The following is a 15425-nucleotide window of genomic DNA, read 5'->3' on the forward strand; positions in this document are numbered from 1 at the left end:
TGTAAAGCAAAATAATGACAAAACCTTGATTGATATCGGACAAACAAAGCATTATTTTTAAAGATAATGCTTTGTTTCTTTCAAGATTCAAGTTACAAATAATATAAGCTCAATCAGGGAATCGCTTTTCTTAGCGCGTCATATTGTTTGAGTGGTTCTAGCCAATAACGCAATGCATGGCTGAATAAACAGCCCCTTAGGATTAAGAGGAATCTCCGGTGTTTGGAAAAACGCAACGTGGTGTATCTGAACGACCAAATAAACCCAAAAAACCACTGATTCCAAAGTGGTTGGGCATGCTTGTTGCAATTCTTGCAATCTTATGTGTAATCGTGATGCTGATGTTGTGGAAACCATGGCAGCCCGTTCCAGCTAAAAGTCAGATCACGTCTGAACATTATCAAGAAGAAAATACCAATAAAGACTACCGTTTTTACGACTTACTTCCACAACAGCAAGTCACTCCTATTCCTGAACAAGCTGTACCAGAAACCAAACAGCAAGGTAATGTCGTGATTATCGAGTCACCTCGAGTTGAAGCGACCACAACAGAGGAATCTGAGGGTGGTATCACTGCCAGTGAACAAACTCAACCTGCTGCACCGACCTATATTCTACAAGTTCGTAGCTATCCGGATCCTGACAGTGCAGATGCTCGTCGTGCAGAGATCATTCTGAATGGTTTATCTGCTGATGTGGTGAGAAGTGTTGAGAATGGTCAAACGTGGTATCGGGTCATTTCAGGTCCTTATGATAGTCAAGAAGCTGCTCTTGCCGCACAACAAACCTTGCAACACAGTGGGATTGATTCCATCGTCATTAAACGTTAATTCGATATACTCAACACAAAAAAGGAACGATGACTCGTTCCTTTTTTAATGGGTGTCTCTTAAACGCATTCAGAATCTAAACTTTTCTGCTCAGCGCGCTGAAAAGCAGCACGTTCCTGAACTCGTTGAACAAAAGCCTGTATATTTGGATATTTACCATGTAAACGCTTTTGTAATGCCATCAATGGAAATGCCATTTGAATATCTGCAAAAGAAAACGCTCCTGCAAAATAATCATGTTCTGCCAAATAATCTTCTAAATAAATAATATGCTCTTTGACACGAGGGCGAACGAAGCCTGCTTTGACACCATCCGTAATTTTGTTGGCAATTGGCCGAATTACCCAAGGAACGTGTTTACTCACACTATTCAATACTAAAGTCATCACCAACAAAGGCATCAAAGAACCTTCAGCATAATGCATCCAATACAGATATTGATGCTGATCTTCCATGTGTTGCGGTTTAAACTGTTGCTGCTCATCATAACGTTGTTGTAAATAATCCAAGATCACGGCAGATTCTACAATGACCTGTGCATCATCAACCAAAATCGGAGCCTTGCCTAGCGGATGAATTTGCTTAAGACTTTCAGGAGCGGTGTAGTTGGGCGACCTTTGGTAGTATTCAACTTGGTAATCGATACCAAGCTCCTCTAATGCCCACAGTATTCGAAATGAACGTGAGCATTGCAGATAATGTAAGGTAATCATTTTTATGCCTGCCATGTGCTACGCAACTGTTGTTTAAATCCCTCTCACAGTTGCGTTTAGAATTATATTTTGCCCAAGCACAATAGCATTATCATGTTAAAGAATCACCGTCTGTATGTCTAAACTGCGTAACAAAGTTTTAGTTACTGGTGTTTTACTACAGACATTGAGAAGTTTTTCTTTTAAATCTTGTGAAACAGGTTGGGCAAATATTACTCGACGTTCAATATGTTCCTGCTGTTCACGATTGGTATGAAAATCAACTTCAACTGAAAAATCACCGAGTTCTATCTCTTTATGCTTAGCATACATACGCAAAGTAATCATCGTGCACGATGCTAAGCTAGCCGTGAGAAAATCATACGGCGCTGGCCCAGTATCATGCCCACCAGCAGCTTCAGGTTTATCGGTCAAAAATTGATGTGTACCACTGCTTACTTCACCTTGCCACGGCGCAGTCAATGCCTGTACTTTTGCACTTGCAATCACACTCATTTCGAAGCCCTCATTTGATCTGGCAATGTAGGTGCCTCTAAGCGTTTACCTTGATAATCAGGAATCTCTCCAAAACGAGGATGATGATTAATCCAATCTTCACGTGCTTGTTTTAGATCTTCCATGGTACGTCCGACAAAATTCCACCAGAGCAAGATAGGCGACTCAAATGGCTCTCCACCAATTAACAGCACACGGTGACCTTGGGTTAACTCAACTTCTATTTCAGTTAATCCAGTTTCTAGAACCACCATATTGTCCGTGTTTAGCTCATGTCCATTGACTCGGGCTGTACCTTCTAATGCCATAAAGGCATATTCAAATTTTGGATTGAGCGGAATTCGGGTTTTGGTATCGGTTTGTGCAGTTAAATCCACGCCAACCAAAGGTGTATGCACCTCAACAGGTGAAAGCGTATTTAGAAACTCACCGACCAACACTGTAAATTCAACCTGATCTTTAACCACAACAGGTAATTCTGGATAATGCTGAAAATTAGGCTCCATATTGCGCTTATCATCAGGCAAAGCAATCCATAGTTGCGCTGCATGCATCTTGGTTTCGATCTCTGGTGCAACCTCAGTATGAGAAATACCACGGCCAGCTGTCATTAAGTTGACCTGCTTAGGACGTATAAGTTGCTTAGAACCTAGACTATCAGTATGCATCATGGTGCCTTCAATCATCCATGTAAAAGTCTGCAAACCAATATGCGGATGTGGCCCGACATCCAAGCCATCGCCTGCGGGAAAGCTCACTGGGCCTGCGTGATCGAGAAAACACCAAGCTCCGACCAAGCGTTTTTGACGACTAGGCAACGCACGCTTAATCATGGTGCCCTTGCCTATTTCTGCAGATCGAATCGTAAATTCTTGAATAAATTGATTGATATAAGTTTCGCAGTCTTTTGAATCAGAAATATCATAGTCGTTATTATTGCTCATGATTTCGCTCTCTTTTACCTATGCTATTGCAATGAGTTGTTTTATTGATCTTAGCAATACAAACACGATTCAATATAGTCTTTTGGTAATACGCTGAGTACCATTCATGAGACAATCAAAATCTGTTTTCACGATGATTTGTGCAACAAATTTTTAATGCTGTGGTGGGAGGTCCACAAACAAAGCCGTCAAACGCCGAACCAATGGCAGACACACCAATACCGTTGGGTATGCGATTGCCCAAGATAACATCCACGTCGCAAACCATTTTGAAACAAATTCGGGTATAAAACCTAAATTCATCGACAGATTTATAAACGATATGATTCCGCTCATTAAAGCTGATAATAAGAATGGTACAATCCAAACCGCATATTTGGCAGGTAGTTTTTTAAATTTCAATTTTCGCTTCTCAATACCATGTTAGTGAAGATCAAATCAACGCTTCACATTTAGCATGAAGTTTTTCATAAACAAACTGGTTTGGCATGCTGTTTTTAGTTTTTTTAGCATAGAAGTTTTTTATCTGAAGCAATAATAATATCAAAACAAGTGTTTAACCTCTATCTTACACCACTTCCACCTGCCCAACCTGATGATAAGCACGATTAAAATACACCAAACTTTGGTCATGCTGACTACGTTGAATCGCTACAATAGGACAAATAAAAATAGTATGCGTCCCGATTTCTTGGATTTGATCAATTTCGCAATCAAAACTTACCAAAGCATCATCCAAAACAGGAGCACCTGTTTCCAACTCGGTCCAGATACCATGTTTAAAGCGTTCTTCGGGCGCTAATTTAGACGAAAATACTTTAGAAATATGTTCATGATGTGCGCCTAAGACATTGACAGTTAAAATTTTATTTTCAACAAAGTGTACATGTGAACTCGATGATTTATTCATACAAACCAATAATGTCGGCGGCGTGTCCGTCACACTACATACTGCAGATGCAGTAAATCCATAACGACCTGATAAACCAGTAGTCGTCACAACACTCACGGCACTGGTCAACAAAGACATCGCATTTCTAAAGTCTATTGATTCAATCATCATTCAGTTCCAGCAATTGAGCCATACGCTTATGTGCTTGGCTATATCATTCGACTTGATCAGATCAGCATTTAATTTACAGACATGCTGAGTAAAATGAGATCTGCTTTTCATCAAAATCATGATTGCCGATTTACTCAAATAAAATCGGCAATCCTATACACATTAGTATTTCAGTATCTATCTTAAGCAGAAAGCTCTCTACGAATAATGTCAGCACCAGCACTTAAAGCATTGAGTTTGCCTCTTGCGACGTCACGTGCTAAAGGTGCCATACCGCAGTTGGTCGATGGATAGAGTTTGTCAGCATCCACAAATTGAAGTGCTTTACGTAAGGTATCGGCAACTTCTTCAGGTGTTTCAATTTGATTAGTTGCTACATCGATCGCGCCCACCATTACTTTTTTACCTCGAATCAGTTCAATCAGATCCATTGGTACACGAGAGTTATGGCATTCTAAGGAAACAATATCAATCTTGGATTTTTGCAGCTTAGGGAATGCTTCTTCATATTGACGCCATTCTGAACCCAAGGTCTTTTTCCAATCAGTATTGGCTTTGATCCCATAACCATAGCAAATATGCACGGCAGTTTCACATTTAAGACCTTCAAGTGCACGTTCTAGAGTCGCAACACCCCAATCATTCACTTCATCAAAGAAAACATTAAATGCGGGTTCATCGAACTGAATAATATCTACACCTGCGGCTTCTAACTCTCTCGCTTCTTGATTAAGAATTTTGGCAAATTCCCAAGCGAGTTTTTCACGGCTTTTGTAGTGACCATCATATAGTGTATCAATCATGGTCATTGGGCCTGGTAACGCCCATTTGATTGGTTGCTTAGTCTGTTGACGTAAGAACTTAGCATCTTCAACAAAAACAGGTTTTTGACGGCTTACAGCACCTACAACTGACGGCACACTCGCATCATAACGATCACGGATTCGAACGGTTTCACGTTTTTCAAAATCTACACCGTCAAGATGTTCAATAAATGTAGTTACGAAATGCTGACGGGTTTGTTCACCATCACTAACAATGTCAATGCCTGCAAGATGTTGCTCATGCAAGGACAAACGTAAGGCATCTTGTTTGCCGTGAATCAACTCTTCATCTTGCAACTTCCAAGGTGACCAAAGCTTTTCTGGTTCTGCAAGCCAAGATGGTTTTGGTAAGCTGCCAGCTGTTGAAGTCGGTAATAATATTTTCATCGTCAATCATCTTCTCAATATGAATAGTTAAACAGCAGCACAGTTTTGATCAGCGTAGTTCTTTGTCCACTGCTCAAGAATATTCTGATAGGGTTTGATGAACTGCTCTTCAACGAATTTGCCTTGTTCAATCGCCAATCGGCTACGCTCTTCTCGGTCATATACGATGCGAGTCAGTGAATAATCTTGATTCTTCAAACTCGGTTGATAAAACGTTCCTGCCACAGAGTTAGCGTTGTAAATCTCAGGACGATAAATCTTTTGGAAGCTTTCCATGGTACTAATTGTGCTGATCAACTCAAGGTTGGTGTAATCACTTAGCAAATCACCTGAGAAATAGAAAGCCAAAGGCGCAACGCTATTTGGCGGCATAAAGTAACGAACTTTTAAGCCCATTTTTTGGAAATACTCATCCGTTAAAGAGTATTCATCTTGTAGGTATTCGACACCCAAAACCGGATGTTGATTCTCGCTACGGCAATAAACTTTACTGCTCGAAACACTGAGGCAAATCACAGGCTGTTTGTTAAAGTTAGCTTTGTATGTATCTGAGTTAATGAAGCTCTTAAATAAGTTGCCGTGTAGATCACCAAAGTTTTCTGGTGTTTTAAATTCAGACTGATTTTTATTATGATCAAGCAATAACACACTAAAATCATAATCACGTACGTAAGAAGAAAAATTATTTCCGACAATGCCTTCAATGCGCTGATTGGTTTTTTTATCAACAATATTGGTTTTTAATATTTCAATCAAAGGCAATGCATTTGTATTGCTTTCAGCATCAATTTTCATTTCAACGGAAATAATTTCAAGTTCGACAGAATAGCGATCGCTATTTGGGTTATCCCAATGTGCCAAAGTATTGAAACGATTGTCGATCATTTTTAAAGTATTGCGTAAATTTTCTTGACGACTTTCGCCTCTAGCCAAATTCGCAAAGTTGGTGGTAATGCGAGTATTGTCCGAAGGGCGATAGTCTTCATCGAAACGAATACTCTTTATCGTAAATTTAAATTCTTTACTCATTGATCTGACACCCTAATTTCCGTGATAAATCTAATTTCTTTATGATGTGATTTATACCTGATTCACAACATGAATAAAAATGATTTAGTTTCATAGAAAAGTGAGTAAAATTCATCTTTGTAAATTTATTATTTATTACCAATGGGTTGGATACACGTAATATGAAAAAATCAATTCAGTTTTAGAAAAAGACATACTTAATTATTGAGGATTAGTTAATTAAACAATTACTCTCCAGCATTAGCTTTTTAAAGTAACAGCATATCCAAAGCAATCATGTGGAAAATAAATAATTATCTTAGAGCTTTTAGCAAATACTACACCCTATAAAGAACATTAATAAATATTAAATTGATATGAATACATTCATATCACCTTATTAAAAGTTCAAAATGGCATTAAATCAAAATCATGATAATCTATATTGATCAATGTACATTAAATAAAAAACTTAATTAAAAGTATTTGGTTAGAGATAAAAAATGACTGCATATGCTATTGCTGTAATACATAAAACTCAATTTGATCCAGAGATAAAAGAATATTTGAATCTCATCGATGAAACGTTAGCACCATTCTCTGGTAAATACCTGATTCATGGTGGTCCCTATGTACCACTAGAAGGTACTTGGTCTAGTGATCTGGTTGTCATTGGATTCCCCTCAATGGAGCATGCTAAAGGTTGGTATGAATCGGAAGCTTATCAAGCAATTCGTCATCTTCGTACTAAACATACTCAGGGGGAAGTACTATTAGTTCAAGGCGTACCAGCAGAACATAAAGCTTCCGACCTTCTCAATCGTTAGATCAGCCAAATACATACAAAAAAGCCCGAAATAATTCGGGCTAAGAGACTCGATTTTATGCTAGAAGTAAGTACTAGCTATAGGATCATTCCCATTCAATCGTTGCTGGTGGCTTAGATGACACGTCATAAACAACGCGTGAAACATCTTTGATTTCATTCATGATACGGGTTGAGATTTTATCAACTAAGTCATACGGTAAATGAGCAAAACGCGCTGTCATAAAGTCAACAGTCTCCACCGCACGAAGTGCAATCACCCATGCATAACGACGACCATCACCAACTACACCCACTGATTTCACAGGTTGGAATACAGCAAATGCTTGTGCAGTCTTGTCATACCAACCACTCGCACGAAGTTCTTGCATGAAGATGTCATCTGCAAGACGAAGAATATCTGCATATTCTTTTTTCACTTCACCCAAGATACGCACGCCCAAACCTGGACCTGGGAATGGATGACGATAAATCATGCTATGCGGCAAGCCTAATGTTGTACCCAATTTACGCACTTCATCTTTGAACAAGTCACGTAATGGTTCAACAAGATCAAAAGCTAAATCTTCTGGTAAGCCACCCACGTTGTGGTGTGATTTGATGACGTGTGCTTTACCTTGTTTGCTTGCAGCAGATTCGATTACATCTGGGTAAATCGTACCTTGAGCCAAGAATTTCACACCATCTAACTTACGTGCTTCTTCAGCAAATACTTCGATAAACTCACGACCAATGATTTTACGTTTTTTCTCAGGATCAACTTCTCCCGCCAATGCCGTCAAGAAACGTTCTTCAGCATCTGCACGAATCACACGGATCCCCATGTTATCTGCGAACATCTGCATCACTTGATCACCTTCGTTTAGACGAAGCAAACCATTGTCTACAAATACACAAGTCAACTGGTCGCCAATCGCTTTATGCAACAGTGCAGCAACAACAGATGAGTCCACACCACCCGATAAACCTAATAAAACTTTTTCATTACCGATTTGCTCACGTAACTGTTCTACACGTAAATCGATAATGTGTTCAGGTGTCCAAAGACCACGACAACCACAGATTTGATGAACGAAGTTCGAAAGTAATTCTGCACCTTTCGCTGTATGCGTCACTTCTGGGTGGAATTGCACGCCGTAGAAACGACGTTTTTCATCGCTCACCGCAGCAAATGGGCAGCTTGGTGTACTTGCTGTTACTTGGAAACCTTCTGGAATCGCGCTGACTTTATCGCCATGACTCATCCATACATGAAGTTGGTTCTCACGATCTTGTAATTTTCCGATTAATTGGTCACGCACCAAAATATCGACTTCTGCATAACCAAACTCATGTACTGTACCCGGCTCTACTTTTCCGCCAAGTTGTTCAGACATGGTTTGTAAACCATAGCAAATACCTAAAACAGGCACGCCTAATTCAAATACGATCTGCGGTGCACGTGGACTGCCTTCTTCATGCACACTCTCAGGGCCACCTGATAAAATAATCCCGTTTGGATTAAATGCACGAATGTCTTCTTCAGACATGTCATATGCGTACATTTCAGAATAGACACCTGCTTCACGTACTCGACGTGCAATGAGCTGGCTATATTGAGAGCCGAAATCCAAGATAAGGATACGATCTTCAGTAATTTGAGTATTGGTCGTCATGGCTAATCAGAATGGCAAATGAAATAAGCGCCATATTCTAACATTTTTCATGCTTTGGCGCATCGCAATTCATCATCTATCTGATTTTTTAGTTTCTATATGCAATCGCCACTGATATTTAAGTTAAAAATTTGCAAGGCAACCGATAAAAAGAGAGCCGAATCAACATTTCTAGTGAATTCTGCTCAACACAAAACAAAAATTGGTGCTAAGATGATGTGGCGAAAATTTGCATTACCACGGAAAGGTACTCAATTACCGCCATCGTTTCCTCCGATTTAATGGGTTTCGATGTCCTTGAGAAAAAGGAAAACTAAAGGGGACTGAAAGCCTAACTTTATTATTGGTGAATGACCAATACCCCAACCATATCACTATCATCCATGGCTTGCTTCTTCATGAGCAACAATTAGGACTTGAAGGACCAATAAAATAATGTTTCAAGAAATGATTGCGGATTTTCAACAGAATTTCTGGTTATATATTTCCATCCCATTTATCAGTGGTTTAATTGGCTATGTGACGAAAGTCGTTGCTGTTCAAATGATGTTTTCACCACTTGAATTTAAAGGCCTTAAACTATTTGGTTTACCCATTGGGTGGCAAGGGATTGTTCCACGCAAAGCTGAAAAAATGGCGACCACAGCCGTTGAGCTAATGACCTCAAAGCTAATCAAACCAGAAGAGATTTTTGCTCGGCTCGATCCAAAACGCATCGCACAAGAAATCGAAAAACCGCTCATGGCAGCGGCAGAAGATATTACCCGTGAAGTTGCTCAACAGTATCAACCAGGTTTATGGGAAGGAATGCCAGAGTTTGCACGTCAAAAGCTCATTAAACGTGTACAAGCCAAAGCGCCTGAGATTGTTGAACATATTATGGGCGAAGTACAAAAAGATGTAGCCAAGTACTTCGATATTAAACACATGGTCGTCAACAACCTACTCAAAGATAAACGCTTACTCAACGAAATCTTTAAGAAAGTCGGCAAACAAGAGTTTAAATTCTTCAGCAATGTCGGCTTTATTTTTGGCTTCGGAATTGGTGTGATCCAAATGTTCTGCTGGGTTGTGACACAAGGACAATACCCTTGGATGTTGCCATTGTTTGGTGGATTCGTCGGTTTCTTTAGTGACTGGATCGCCTTACAAATGATGTTTAGACCTCTCCATCCAAAGAAGGTGATGGGCTTTACATGGCAAGGTTTATTCATTAAACGCCAAAATGAAGTTGCCGCCGATTATGCTGCCTTGATTTCTAAACAGTTACTTACCTCTCGTAACATGATGGAAGAGCTTTTCTCAGGTACACATTCTGACAAAGTGATTGAATTGGTCAGCCGCCATGTAAAACAAGAAATTGACTTACAAGCGGGTGTAGTTCGCCCACTGGTGGTGTATGCAATTGGTGGTGAAAAATATCAAAACCTAAAAGCGGACGTTGCTGAACGTATTTTGCAACAACTACCAGAGACAATGCGTTATGTGGAATCCTATGCTGAAGATGCCATGAATGTTCGCAATACCTTGGTTGACCGCATGCAGAAGCTGAGCCCAGAAGAGTTTGAAGGCATGCTCCGCCCTGCCTTTAAAGAAGATGAGTGGGCACTGATTATCGTCGGTGCAGTACTTGGCTTTATGGTCGGTGAAATGCAAATTTTGTTTATGCTTTAAACTAAGCGCCCCATGAAAACAAAAAGGAAGCGAGTGCTTCCTTTTTTAAGCTTAGTGATGATGTTTTTCGATCTTGATCACTTCTATATCAGTAGGTTTATAACGATGGGTATCAACTTCACCAACTAAACGAACATGATCACCGACCTTCAATCCAGCTTTACGCCAGATATCATCATCGACCTCAATGCTAATCGTTCCAGTACGATCTTTAAATTCGTAATGGTCACTGTGTAAATGTTTGGTAATTTGCCCTGTTAACGTAACGCCAGTTTCATCAGATAATTGAGCAACCTGACTCACGGTCACAATATTTTGAGCAGCTTCCTGTATAAGTACATGATCATCCTTACCTGCCCAAGTTTGGCTCGATAATGACAGTATCAATCCAAGCGTACATCCCGCAATGATTGTTCTCATTTTTACTTACCTTGTTTTTAAATCTGATCATAGCTAAACAAAAAAATAGCTGCATGTCGGCTTACATTTGTAATAATCGGTAAATTTAAATATTAAAGCCCCATTAGTCACATTAACTAAGGGGGCAACAAATTAGTTTTCGATTTTATGATCTAAGCTCAAACGCCCAGCACCGTATAGCATCAGATAAAATAAACCACCAGCCATCGCTAAGTTTTTCATAAAGTTGATTTGCTGTGCCTGATCATCTGCACCATGAAAGAGAAAAGCAGTCAAAATACTAAATACACCTAAACCAAAGGCAGCAAAACGCGCTTGGAAACCAAATAACAACGCCAAACCACCACCAAATTCAACAAGAATGGTCAACGGTAATAAGGCAGCAGGTACGCCCATCGCTTCCATATAACCTGCTGTCGCGCTATAAGCAGTAAGCTTGCCCCAACCAGCAACAATAAAAATATATGCCATGAGAATTCGCGCAATTAAAGTGACGATATTTTCAACGCCAGTTTGCGTTACGATATTTTTGACAACAACATTCGGATTAAACATAATTGATTCCACACTGTTTGTTTTTTAACATAACAACAGTGTATGTATGTTTTATTTTGCAATAAACATGATATTAGTTAATGCATCGTTCTATATTTGAAACAAAAATAAAATTATTGCACCTGATCACGTCAACCCCTGTTACCAATTAATTTGCTTTTTATACTGACATTCCATCCCTGCACTGCTAGGATTTAGCTCAAATTTATAGCGTTAACATTTTCATGGAACTCATTGATTTTATTCTACACGTTGACCAACACCTACTCGAATTTATTAATAATTACGGCGTATGGATCTATGCCATTTTATTTTTAATTATCTTTGTCGAAACAGGCTTTGTGGTGATGCCATTTTTGCCTGGAGATAGCTTACTTTTCGCTGCGGGTGCATTAGCAGCATCAACGGGTGTGATGGATCCTTGGGTACTGGGTGTCTTATTATTTATTGCAGCTGTTTTGGGTGACACCGTTAATTATCATATTGGTCACTATATTGGTCCTAAAGTATTTGAAACCAATTCCAGATTTATTAACAAGCAGCACCTCATGAAAACCCAACAATTTTTTGAACGTCATGGTGGCAAAACTATTATTTTCGCTCGCTTTGTGCCTTTCGCACGTACCTTCGCGCCATTTGTCGCAGGTGCAGGCAGTATGAATTATAGATATTTTCTGACATACAATGTGATTGGTGCGTTCTGTTGGATCTCCTCTTTTATCACGCTCGGATATTTATTTGGAAACATGCCGATCGTCAAAGATAATTTCACCTATTTAATTTTCGGTATCATTATTGTTAGTGTTTTGCCGGGTGTGATTGGCTTTGCTCGCCAAAAAATGAATCAACGTAAAGCATCCTCATGATGCCAAGCACTCGTTTGAATGGCTTAAAATACTCGAAACACCATAGGTAACATACAAATAATCAACAGCATTGCCGATCCTTTATATAAGTGATCGGCTTTAATTCCTGCGAAACTTCCGGTCAACAAAGCACGTCCAAACACCATCCAAAATATTGAAACAGGAATTAAAATCAAACTAAAGATGGTAAATACAATTGCCGCATTTTGAACAGAATTCCAAGCTTCCGCTGGAAAAATCCCTGCTGCTAACAACACCGTTTTCGGATTTTTTAAGGTCGATACAAACAGTTGAGTAGGACGAATGTGTTGGTGGCGTTGATCATGTTTTTGTAGATGAGAGCTTTTCCAAAGATGAAATGCCATCCACAGTACATATAATAAGCTGCCAATATGCAGCATCACATCAAAAGCAGGCCAAATCGGTTCAAATAGATGAATAAATAGCGCCCATAAACTGATGCCGTAAATATACCCCAACCATTCCACTGGGATAAAAACAAGCGTTTTGGGAACACCTTGTTGGTGGGTTGCACTGGCAAGCATAGCATTGGTTGGACCAGGGATAAGTAATACCGCCAGCATCGCCAAAACAAAAAACCAACTCTCAATCATAGATATACCGAACAACCATACATGGGCGTCACGATAAACGAATTTAGGGCAGACAAACAAGCACTAAGAAATAAGCAATCAAGGCTGAAAGAGATAATAATGGATCATACAAACTACAAATATCTGATTTTTATTATTTTTATTTGAAACATTTTGCTAATATTTAGTTTTATCGCCATAGTTAACTACAGCGATAAATCGATAGAAAATAATTAATTTGTGCGCTGCTTCACAATAATTGGACATCCCTTAAATTGTGCAGCTTGTACGATTGCATCTTGTTGACCCAGTACTTTCGCCAATTCAGTGTTCTTGGTATTCATGGACTGACCCATATTGACCGAAACAGAAGGACCAAAGCCCCAACCGCCTTTGCCCCAACCACCGCCAAGTCCAACGCCTACCCCAACACCTGTACGTTTTGGTGTTTGCACACCATTATCAATATAGTGTTGGATACGATTGTACTCCGCTTGTAGCTGTTGGCAGTTCAAAGCTTGATATTGGGTAGGCGAAACATAAGCGGGTTTAACCGTCGATGCACAAGCACCCAATAATAAACTGACAGCCAAAACTGGCATCCAATAGAAGCGTTTCATAATGTTCTCTTATTGCTTAGATTCAATCTCATTGAACAAAGTGACATAAGCAAGGGTCAATTTATGTTCAGCTGCGAGATGAACCAAAGGTAAATTCTTCTGATGTGATTCTTTCATCAATACAGATGGTGGCAACATACTTTCAAGTACAGGCAAACCATCATCCTTTAACTGTTGAACCACTTCGCGTGGTAATTTTGCTTGAGATTGATATTGATTGACCACAATCCCTTCAATCTCTAAGCGATCATTATGATCATCTTGCGTTTCGATCACATTTTCAATCAAAGTTTGTAACGCACGTTTAGAAAATACATCACAATCAAATGGAATCAACACGCGATCGGCCGCAATCAATGCCGATAAAGTAAAGAAATTGAATGCCGGTGGAGTATCGATAAAAATACGATCATAACGCGCGCTCAGTGATTGAATCGAATCACGCAACTTATAGATTTTGTGTTTACTTTCTAGTGCGTGTTCTAGTGCACCCAAGCTTGGGCTTGCAGGAATCACATCTAAATTTGCAAAGGATGTTCGATGTACATAACTGTCTAGGCCTTTGCCACGAGGTACTTTCAGGATTGAACCTAAGGCATTGCCAATCAAACTTTTTTGCTGGGTTGCACCCAAGATATCTTCAAAGAAGTTTTCAATATTTGGCTCTAGTGCCGCTTTATCCGCAGAATATGTTGCATCTTCACCCAAAAGGTATTGGCTGGAGTTTGCTTGTGGATCAAGATCAATCACCAAGGTTCTTAGCCCTTGTTTAGCGCTGATTGCAGCTAGATTGATTGTAATACTTGATTTCCCCACACCACCTTTTTGGTTAAATACCACACGCGTTAACATGATTTCCCTCTACAATATTTTTTGTAAACTGCACGCAGTTTAACCTAGAGCCAAAACAATTACTAAGACAATGTCCAACAATTACGCAAAAACAGGTTTGATCATGACTAAACCTAAAGTACCTATCAAAGCAACTGCACCGATGATAATACCTGCACGGCGTTGTACCAGTAAAATACTGTCGTCTTTACGAAAAGCTTTGATCAAGGATGAACATAACACGATGAATAAAATGACTTTGGCATAAAACCAAGGTTGCACATCAAAGTTTTTCATCACCAATAAGATCACTCCTGTAATCAAAATCACGGTCAAGGATAAATGCTGCATCGCCCCTAAGCTTTTCCGCGCGGTAGGATTCGGTTGTTCATTTTTAACACCGACAAATAATGTTGCGGCACGTGCAACAAAAGCAATGATTAACAGACTCACTGCCGACATATGAATAATTTTGGTAAGTAAATGTGCGTCCATGATCAATCCTTATTGTTTAGGTGCATGTGCACATTCTGGGCTTGCAGGTGCTTGTCCTTGCCACTCACTTGGTACATAGGCATGAATTGCGAGTGCATGTATTTTTCCAGGACTCATTAATTCGGCTGCGACTGCATAAATTTTCTGATGACGTTGAACTAAACGTAACCCTTGAAATGCTTCACTCACCACAATCACTTTAAAGTGGGACTCTTTCCCTGGGAAATACCCTCCATGCCCAGCCGATTCATTGATTACCTCAAGATGACTTGGGGTAAGGCTTTGTAAGCGTTCAATCAATTGTTGTTCTAAGTTCATCAGTCACTCTATTAAGGTCAGATCTAGATTGCCCATTAGTATACATCACCCATAGTTTGGTTAAACTTTTGTGCAAAATTTTGCTTTTTTCTATTTTTGACCACGAAAATGCTTTTATTTTATGCAATTAAGCCAATTCTCTGCATAAAGTTGTTGACCCTTATTTTGCTTAATGTATTATAGCTGGCACGCGGGAATAGCTCAGTTGGTAGAGCATAACCTTGCCAAGGTTGGGGTCGCGAGTTCGAGTCTCGTTTCCCGCTCCAGATTGGTTTTTTTAAGTGTAAGTTTTCGTAAAAACTGCTCAA

19 protein-coding genes and 1 tRNA gene are annotated in these 15425 nt (G+C 39.6%); 5 read left to right on the forward strand and 15 right to left on the reverse strand.

Annotated features, from left to right (window positions below; translation table 11 throughout):
• Nucleotides 1–218: 218 nt before the first annotated feature.
• Nucleotides 219–830 carry an SPOR domain-containing protein gene (locus HMPREF0023_RS14460; RefSeq protein WP_004637470.1) on the forward strand — a complete coding sequence of 204 codons (612 nt, stop codon included), beginning with the start codon at nucleotides 219–221 and terminating at the stop codon, nucleotides 828–830.
• A gap of 59 nt (nucleotides 831–889) precedes the next feature.
• Here HMPREF0023_RS14460 and HMPREF0023_RS14465 read toward each other — a convergent pair whose 3' ends face one another.
• The 7 genes from HMPREF0023_RS14465 to HMPREF0023_RS14490 all read right to left on the reverse strand — a co-directional run bounded on the left by HMPREF0023_RS14465 (nucleotide 890) and on the right by HMPREF0023_RS14490 (nucleotide 6285).
• On the reverse strand, nucleotides 890–1543 hold the full coding sequence (locus tag HMPREF0023_RS14465) for a glutathione S-transferase family protein (protein WP_005085700.1): 654 nt from the start codon (nucleotides 1541–1543) through the stop codon (nucleotides 890–892).
• A gap of 96 nt (nucleotides 1544–1639) precedes the next feature.
• A complete protein-coding gene (locus HMPREF0023_RS14470; RefSeq protein WP_005085702.1) occupies nucleotides 1640–2038 on the reverse strand; it encodes an OsmC family protein in 399 nt (132 codons plus the stop codon).
• Nucleotides 2035–2982 carry a pirin family protein gene (locus HMPREF0023_RS14475; RefSeq protein WP_005092505.1) on the reverse strand — a complete coding sequence of 316 codons (948 nt, stop codon included), beginning with the start codon at nucleotides 2980–2982 and terminating at the stop codon, nucleotides 2035–2037. Before HMPREF0023_RS14475 ends, HMPREF0023_RS14470 begins: the two co-directional genes overlap by 4 nt.
• A gap of 153 nt (nucleotides 2983–3135) precedes the next feature.
• The gene (locus HMPREF0023_RS16370; RefSeq protein WP_223804358.1) at nucleotides 3136–3384 is read right to left on the reverse strand and encodes a DUF2798 domain-containing protein; all 249 of its coding nucleotides are present in this window, start codon (nucleotides 3382–3384) and stop codon (nucleotides 3136–3138) included.
• Nucleotides 3385–3550: 166 nt separating this feature from the next.
• Nucleotides 3551–4042, reverse strand: coding sequence for a flavin reductase (locus tag HMPREF0023_RS14480; RefSeq protein ID WP_005085705.1), 492 nt, complete (start codon nucleotides 4040–4042; stop codon nucleotides 3551–3553).
• Nucleotides 4043–4227: 185 nt separating this feature from the next.
• On the reverse strand, nucleotides 4228–5256 hold the full coding sequence (locus tag HMPREF0023_RS14485) for a methionine synthase (protein ID WP_005092507.1): 1029 nt from the start codon (nucleotides 5254–5256) through the stop codon (nucleotides 4228–4230).
• A 27-nt stretch (nucleotides 5257–5283) separates the two neighbouring features.
• Nucleotides 5284–6285 carry a DUF1852 domain-containing protein gene (locus tag HMPREF0023_RS14490; RefSeq protein WP_005092508.1) on the reverse strand — a complete coding sequence of 334 codons (1002 nt, stop codon included), beginning with the start codon at nucleotides 6283–6285 and terminating at the stop codon, nucleotides 5284–5286.
• 482 nt (nucleotides 6286–6767) lie between these two features.
• Here HMPREF0023_RS14490 and HMPREF0023_RS14495 point away from each other — a divergent pair, with 482 nt between their 5' ends.
• Nucleotides 6768–7091 carry a DUF1330 domain-containing protein gene (locus HMPREF0023_RS14495; RefSeq protein ID WP_004637462.1) on the forward strand — a complete coding sequence of 108 codons (324 nt, stop codon included), beginning with the start codon at nucleotides 6768–6770 and terminating at the stop codon, nucleotides 7089–7091.
• Nucleotides 7092–7176: 85 nt separating this feature from the next.
• Here HMPREF0023_RS14495 and guaA read toward each other — a convergent pair whose 3' ends face one another.
• Nucleotides 7177–8745 carry a glutamine-hydrolyzing GMP synthase gene (gene guaA, locus HMPREF0023_RS14500; RefSeq protein ID WP_004637461.1) on the reverse strand — a complete coding sequence of 523 codons (1569 nt, stop codon included), beginning with the start codon at nucleotides 8743–8745 and terminating at the stop codon, nucleotides 7177–7179.
• Between the two features lie 447 nt (nucleotides 8746–9192).
• Between guaA and HMPREF0023_RS14505 the strand changes: the two genes are divergently transcribed.
• The gene (locus HMPREF0023_RS14505) at nucleotides 9193–10419 is read left to right on the forward strand and encodes a DUF445 family protein (protein WP_171055760.1); all 1227 of its coding nucleotides are present in this window, start codon (nucleotides 9193–9195) and stop codon (nucleotides 10417–10419) included.
• 51 nt (nucleotides 10420–10470) lie between these two features.
• Here the strand turns inward: HMPREF0023_RS14505 and HMPREF0023_RS14510 are convergent, their stop codons facing one another.
• Both HMPREF0023_RS14510 and HMPREF0023_RS14515 read right to left on the reverse strand, forming a co-directional pair.
• Entirely contained in the window at nucleotides 10471–10839 is a 369-nt protein-coding gene (locus tag HMPREF0023_RS14510; RefSeq protein WP_005092510.1) for a NirD/YgiW/YdeI family stress tolerance protein, read from the reverse strand.
• Between the two features lie 132 nt (nucleotides 10840–10971).
• Complete coding sequence (locus HMPREF0023_RS14515) at nucleotides 10972–11394, reverse strand: DoxX family protein (protein ID WP_004637457.1); 423 nt, start codon at nucleotides 11392–11394, stop codon at nucleotides 10972–10974.
• Between the two features lie 224 nt (nucleotides 11395–11618).
• Here HMPREF0023_RS14515 and HMPREF0023_RS14520 point away from each other — a divergent pair, with 224 nt between their 5' ends.
• Nucleotides 11619–12260 (forward strand): DedA family protein, encoded by a 642-nt coding sequence (locus HMPREF0023_RS14520; RefSeq protein ID WP_004637456.1) that lies wholly within the window; start codon nucleotides 11619–11621, stop codon nucleotides 12258–12260.
• 23 nt (nucleotides 12261–12283) lie between these two features.
• Here HMPREF0023_RS14520 and HMPREF0023_RS14525 read toward each other — a convergent pair whose 3' ends face one another.
• The 5 genes from HMPREF0023_RS14525 to HMPREF0023_RS14545 all read right to left on the reverse strand — a co-directional run bounded on the left by HMPREF0023_RS14525 (nucleotide 12284) and on the right by HMPREF0023_RS14545 (nucleotide 15117).
• Complete coding sequence (locus HMPREF0023_RS14525) at nucleotides 12284–12874, reverse strand: LysE family translocator (protein WP_005085714.1); 591 nt, start codon at nucleotides 12872–12874, stop codon at nucleotides 12284–12286.
• Nucleotides 12875–13086: 212 nt separating this feature from the next.
• Nucleotides 13087–13473, reverse strand: a complete 387-nt coding sequence (locus tag HMPREF0023_RS14530; protein ID WP_004637453.1) for a hypothetical protein — start codon at nucleotides 13471–13473, stop codon at nucleotides 13087–13089.
• A 9-nt stretch (nucleotides 13474–13482) separates the two neighbouring features.
• On the reverse strand, nucleotides 13483–14325 hold the full coding sequence (locus HMPREF0023_RS14535; protein ID WP_004637452.1) for a ParA family protein: 843 nt from the start codon (nucleotides 14323–14325) through the stop codon (nucleotides 13483–13485).
• A gap of 81 nt (nucleotides 14326–14406) precedes the next feature.
• A complete protein-coding gene (locus HMPREF0023_RS14540) occupies nucleotides 14407–14799 on the reverse strand; it encodes a SirB2 family protein (protein WP_008942445.1) in 393 nt (130 codons plus the stop codon).
• 9 nt (nucleotides 14800–14808) lie between these two features.
• On the reverse strand, nucleotides 14809–15117 hold the full coding sequence (locus HMPREF0023_RS14545) for a BolA family protein (RefSeq protein WP_008942446.1): 309 nt from the start codon (nucleotides 15115–15117) through the stop codon (nucleotides 14809–14811).
• 190 nt (nucleotides 15118–15307) lie between these two features.
• Between HMPREF0023_RS14545 and HMPREF0023_RS14550 the strand changes: the two genes are divergently transcribed.
• Nucleotides 15308–15383 (forward strand) — tRNA-Gly (locus HMPREF0023_RS14550).
• Nucleotides 15384–15425 lie beyond the last annotated feature (42 nt).

It is taken from the genome of Acinetobacter sp. ATCC 27244 (assembly GCF_000156555.1).
Classification (GTDB): domain Bacteria; phylum Pseudomonadota; class Gammaproteobacteria; order Pseudomonadales; family Moraxellaceae; genus Acinetobacter; species Acinetobacter haemolyticus.

Coding starts and splice junctions, on each gene's coding strand:
- HMPREF0023_RS14465 (WP_005085700.1), bottom strand. CDS start 1,543: ATGATTACCTTACATTATCTGCAATGCTCACGTTCATTTCGAATACTG.
- HMPREF0023_RS14470 (WP_005085702.1), bottom strand. CDS start 2,038: ATGAGTGTGATTGCAAGTGCAAAAGTACAGGCATTGACTGCGCCGTGG.
- HMPREF0023_RS14475 (WP_005092505.1), bottom strand. CDS start 2,982: ATGAGCAATAATAACGACTATGATATTTCTGATTCAAAAGACTGCGAA.
- HMPREF0023_RS14480 (WP_005085705.1), bottom strand. CDS start 4,042: ATGATTGAATCAATAGACTTTAGAAATGCGATGTCTTTGTTGACCAGT.
- HMPREF0023_RS14485 (WP_005092507.1), bottom strand. CDS start 5,256: ATGAAAATATTATTACCGACTTCAACAGCTGGCAGCTTACCAAAACCA.
- HMPREF0023_RS14490 (WP_005092508.1), bottom strand. CDS start 6,285: ATGAGTAAAGAATTTAAATTTACGATAAAGAGTATTCGTTTCGATGAA.
- HMPREF0023_RS14495 (WP_004637462.1), top strand. CDS start 6,768: ATGACTGCATATGCTATTGCTGTAATACATAAAACTCAATTTGATCCA.
- guaA (WP_004637461.1), bottom strand. CDS start 8,745: ATGACGACCAATACTCAAATTACTGAAGATCGTATCCTTATCTTGGAT.
- HMPREF0023_RS14505 (WP_171055760.1), top strand. CDS start 9,193: ATGATTGCGGATTTTCAACAGAATTTCTGGTTATATATTTCCATCCCA.
- HMPREF0023_RS14510 (WP_005092510.1), bottom strand. CDS start 10,839: ATGAGAACAATCATTGCGGGATGTACGCTTGGATTGATACTGTCATTA.
- HMPREF0023_RS14515 (WP_004637457.1), bottom strand. CDS start 11,394: ATGTTTAATCCGAATGTTGTTGTCAAAAATATCGTAACGCAAACTGGC.
- HMPREF0023_RS14520 (WP_004637456.1), top strand. CDS start 11,619: ATGGAACTCATTGATTTTATTCTACACGTTGACCAACACCTACTCGAA.
- HMPREF0023_RS14525 (WP_005085714.1), bottom strand. CDS start 12,874: ATGATTGAGAGTTGGTTTTTTGTTTTGGCGATGCTGGCGGTATTACTT.
- HMPREF0023_RS14530 (WP_004637453.1), bottom strand. CDS start 13,473: ATGAAACGCTTCTATTGGATGCCAGTTTTGGCTGTCAGTTTATTATTG.
- HMPREF0023_RS14535 (WP_004637452.1), bottom strand. CDS start 14,325: ATGTTAACGCGTGTGGTATTTAACCAAAAAGGTGGTGTGGGGAAATCA.
- HMPREF0023_RS14540 (WP_008942445.1), bottom strand. CDS start 14,799: ATGGACGCACATTTACTTACCAAAATTATTCATATGTCGGCAGTGAGT.
- HMPREF0023_RS14545 (WP_008942446.1), bottom strand. CDS start 15,117: ATGAACTTAGAACAACAATTGATTGAACGCTTACAAAGCCTTACCCCA.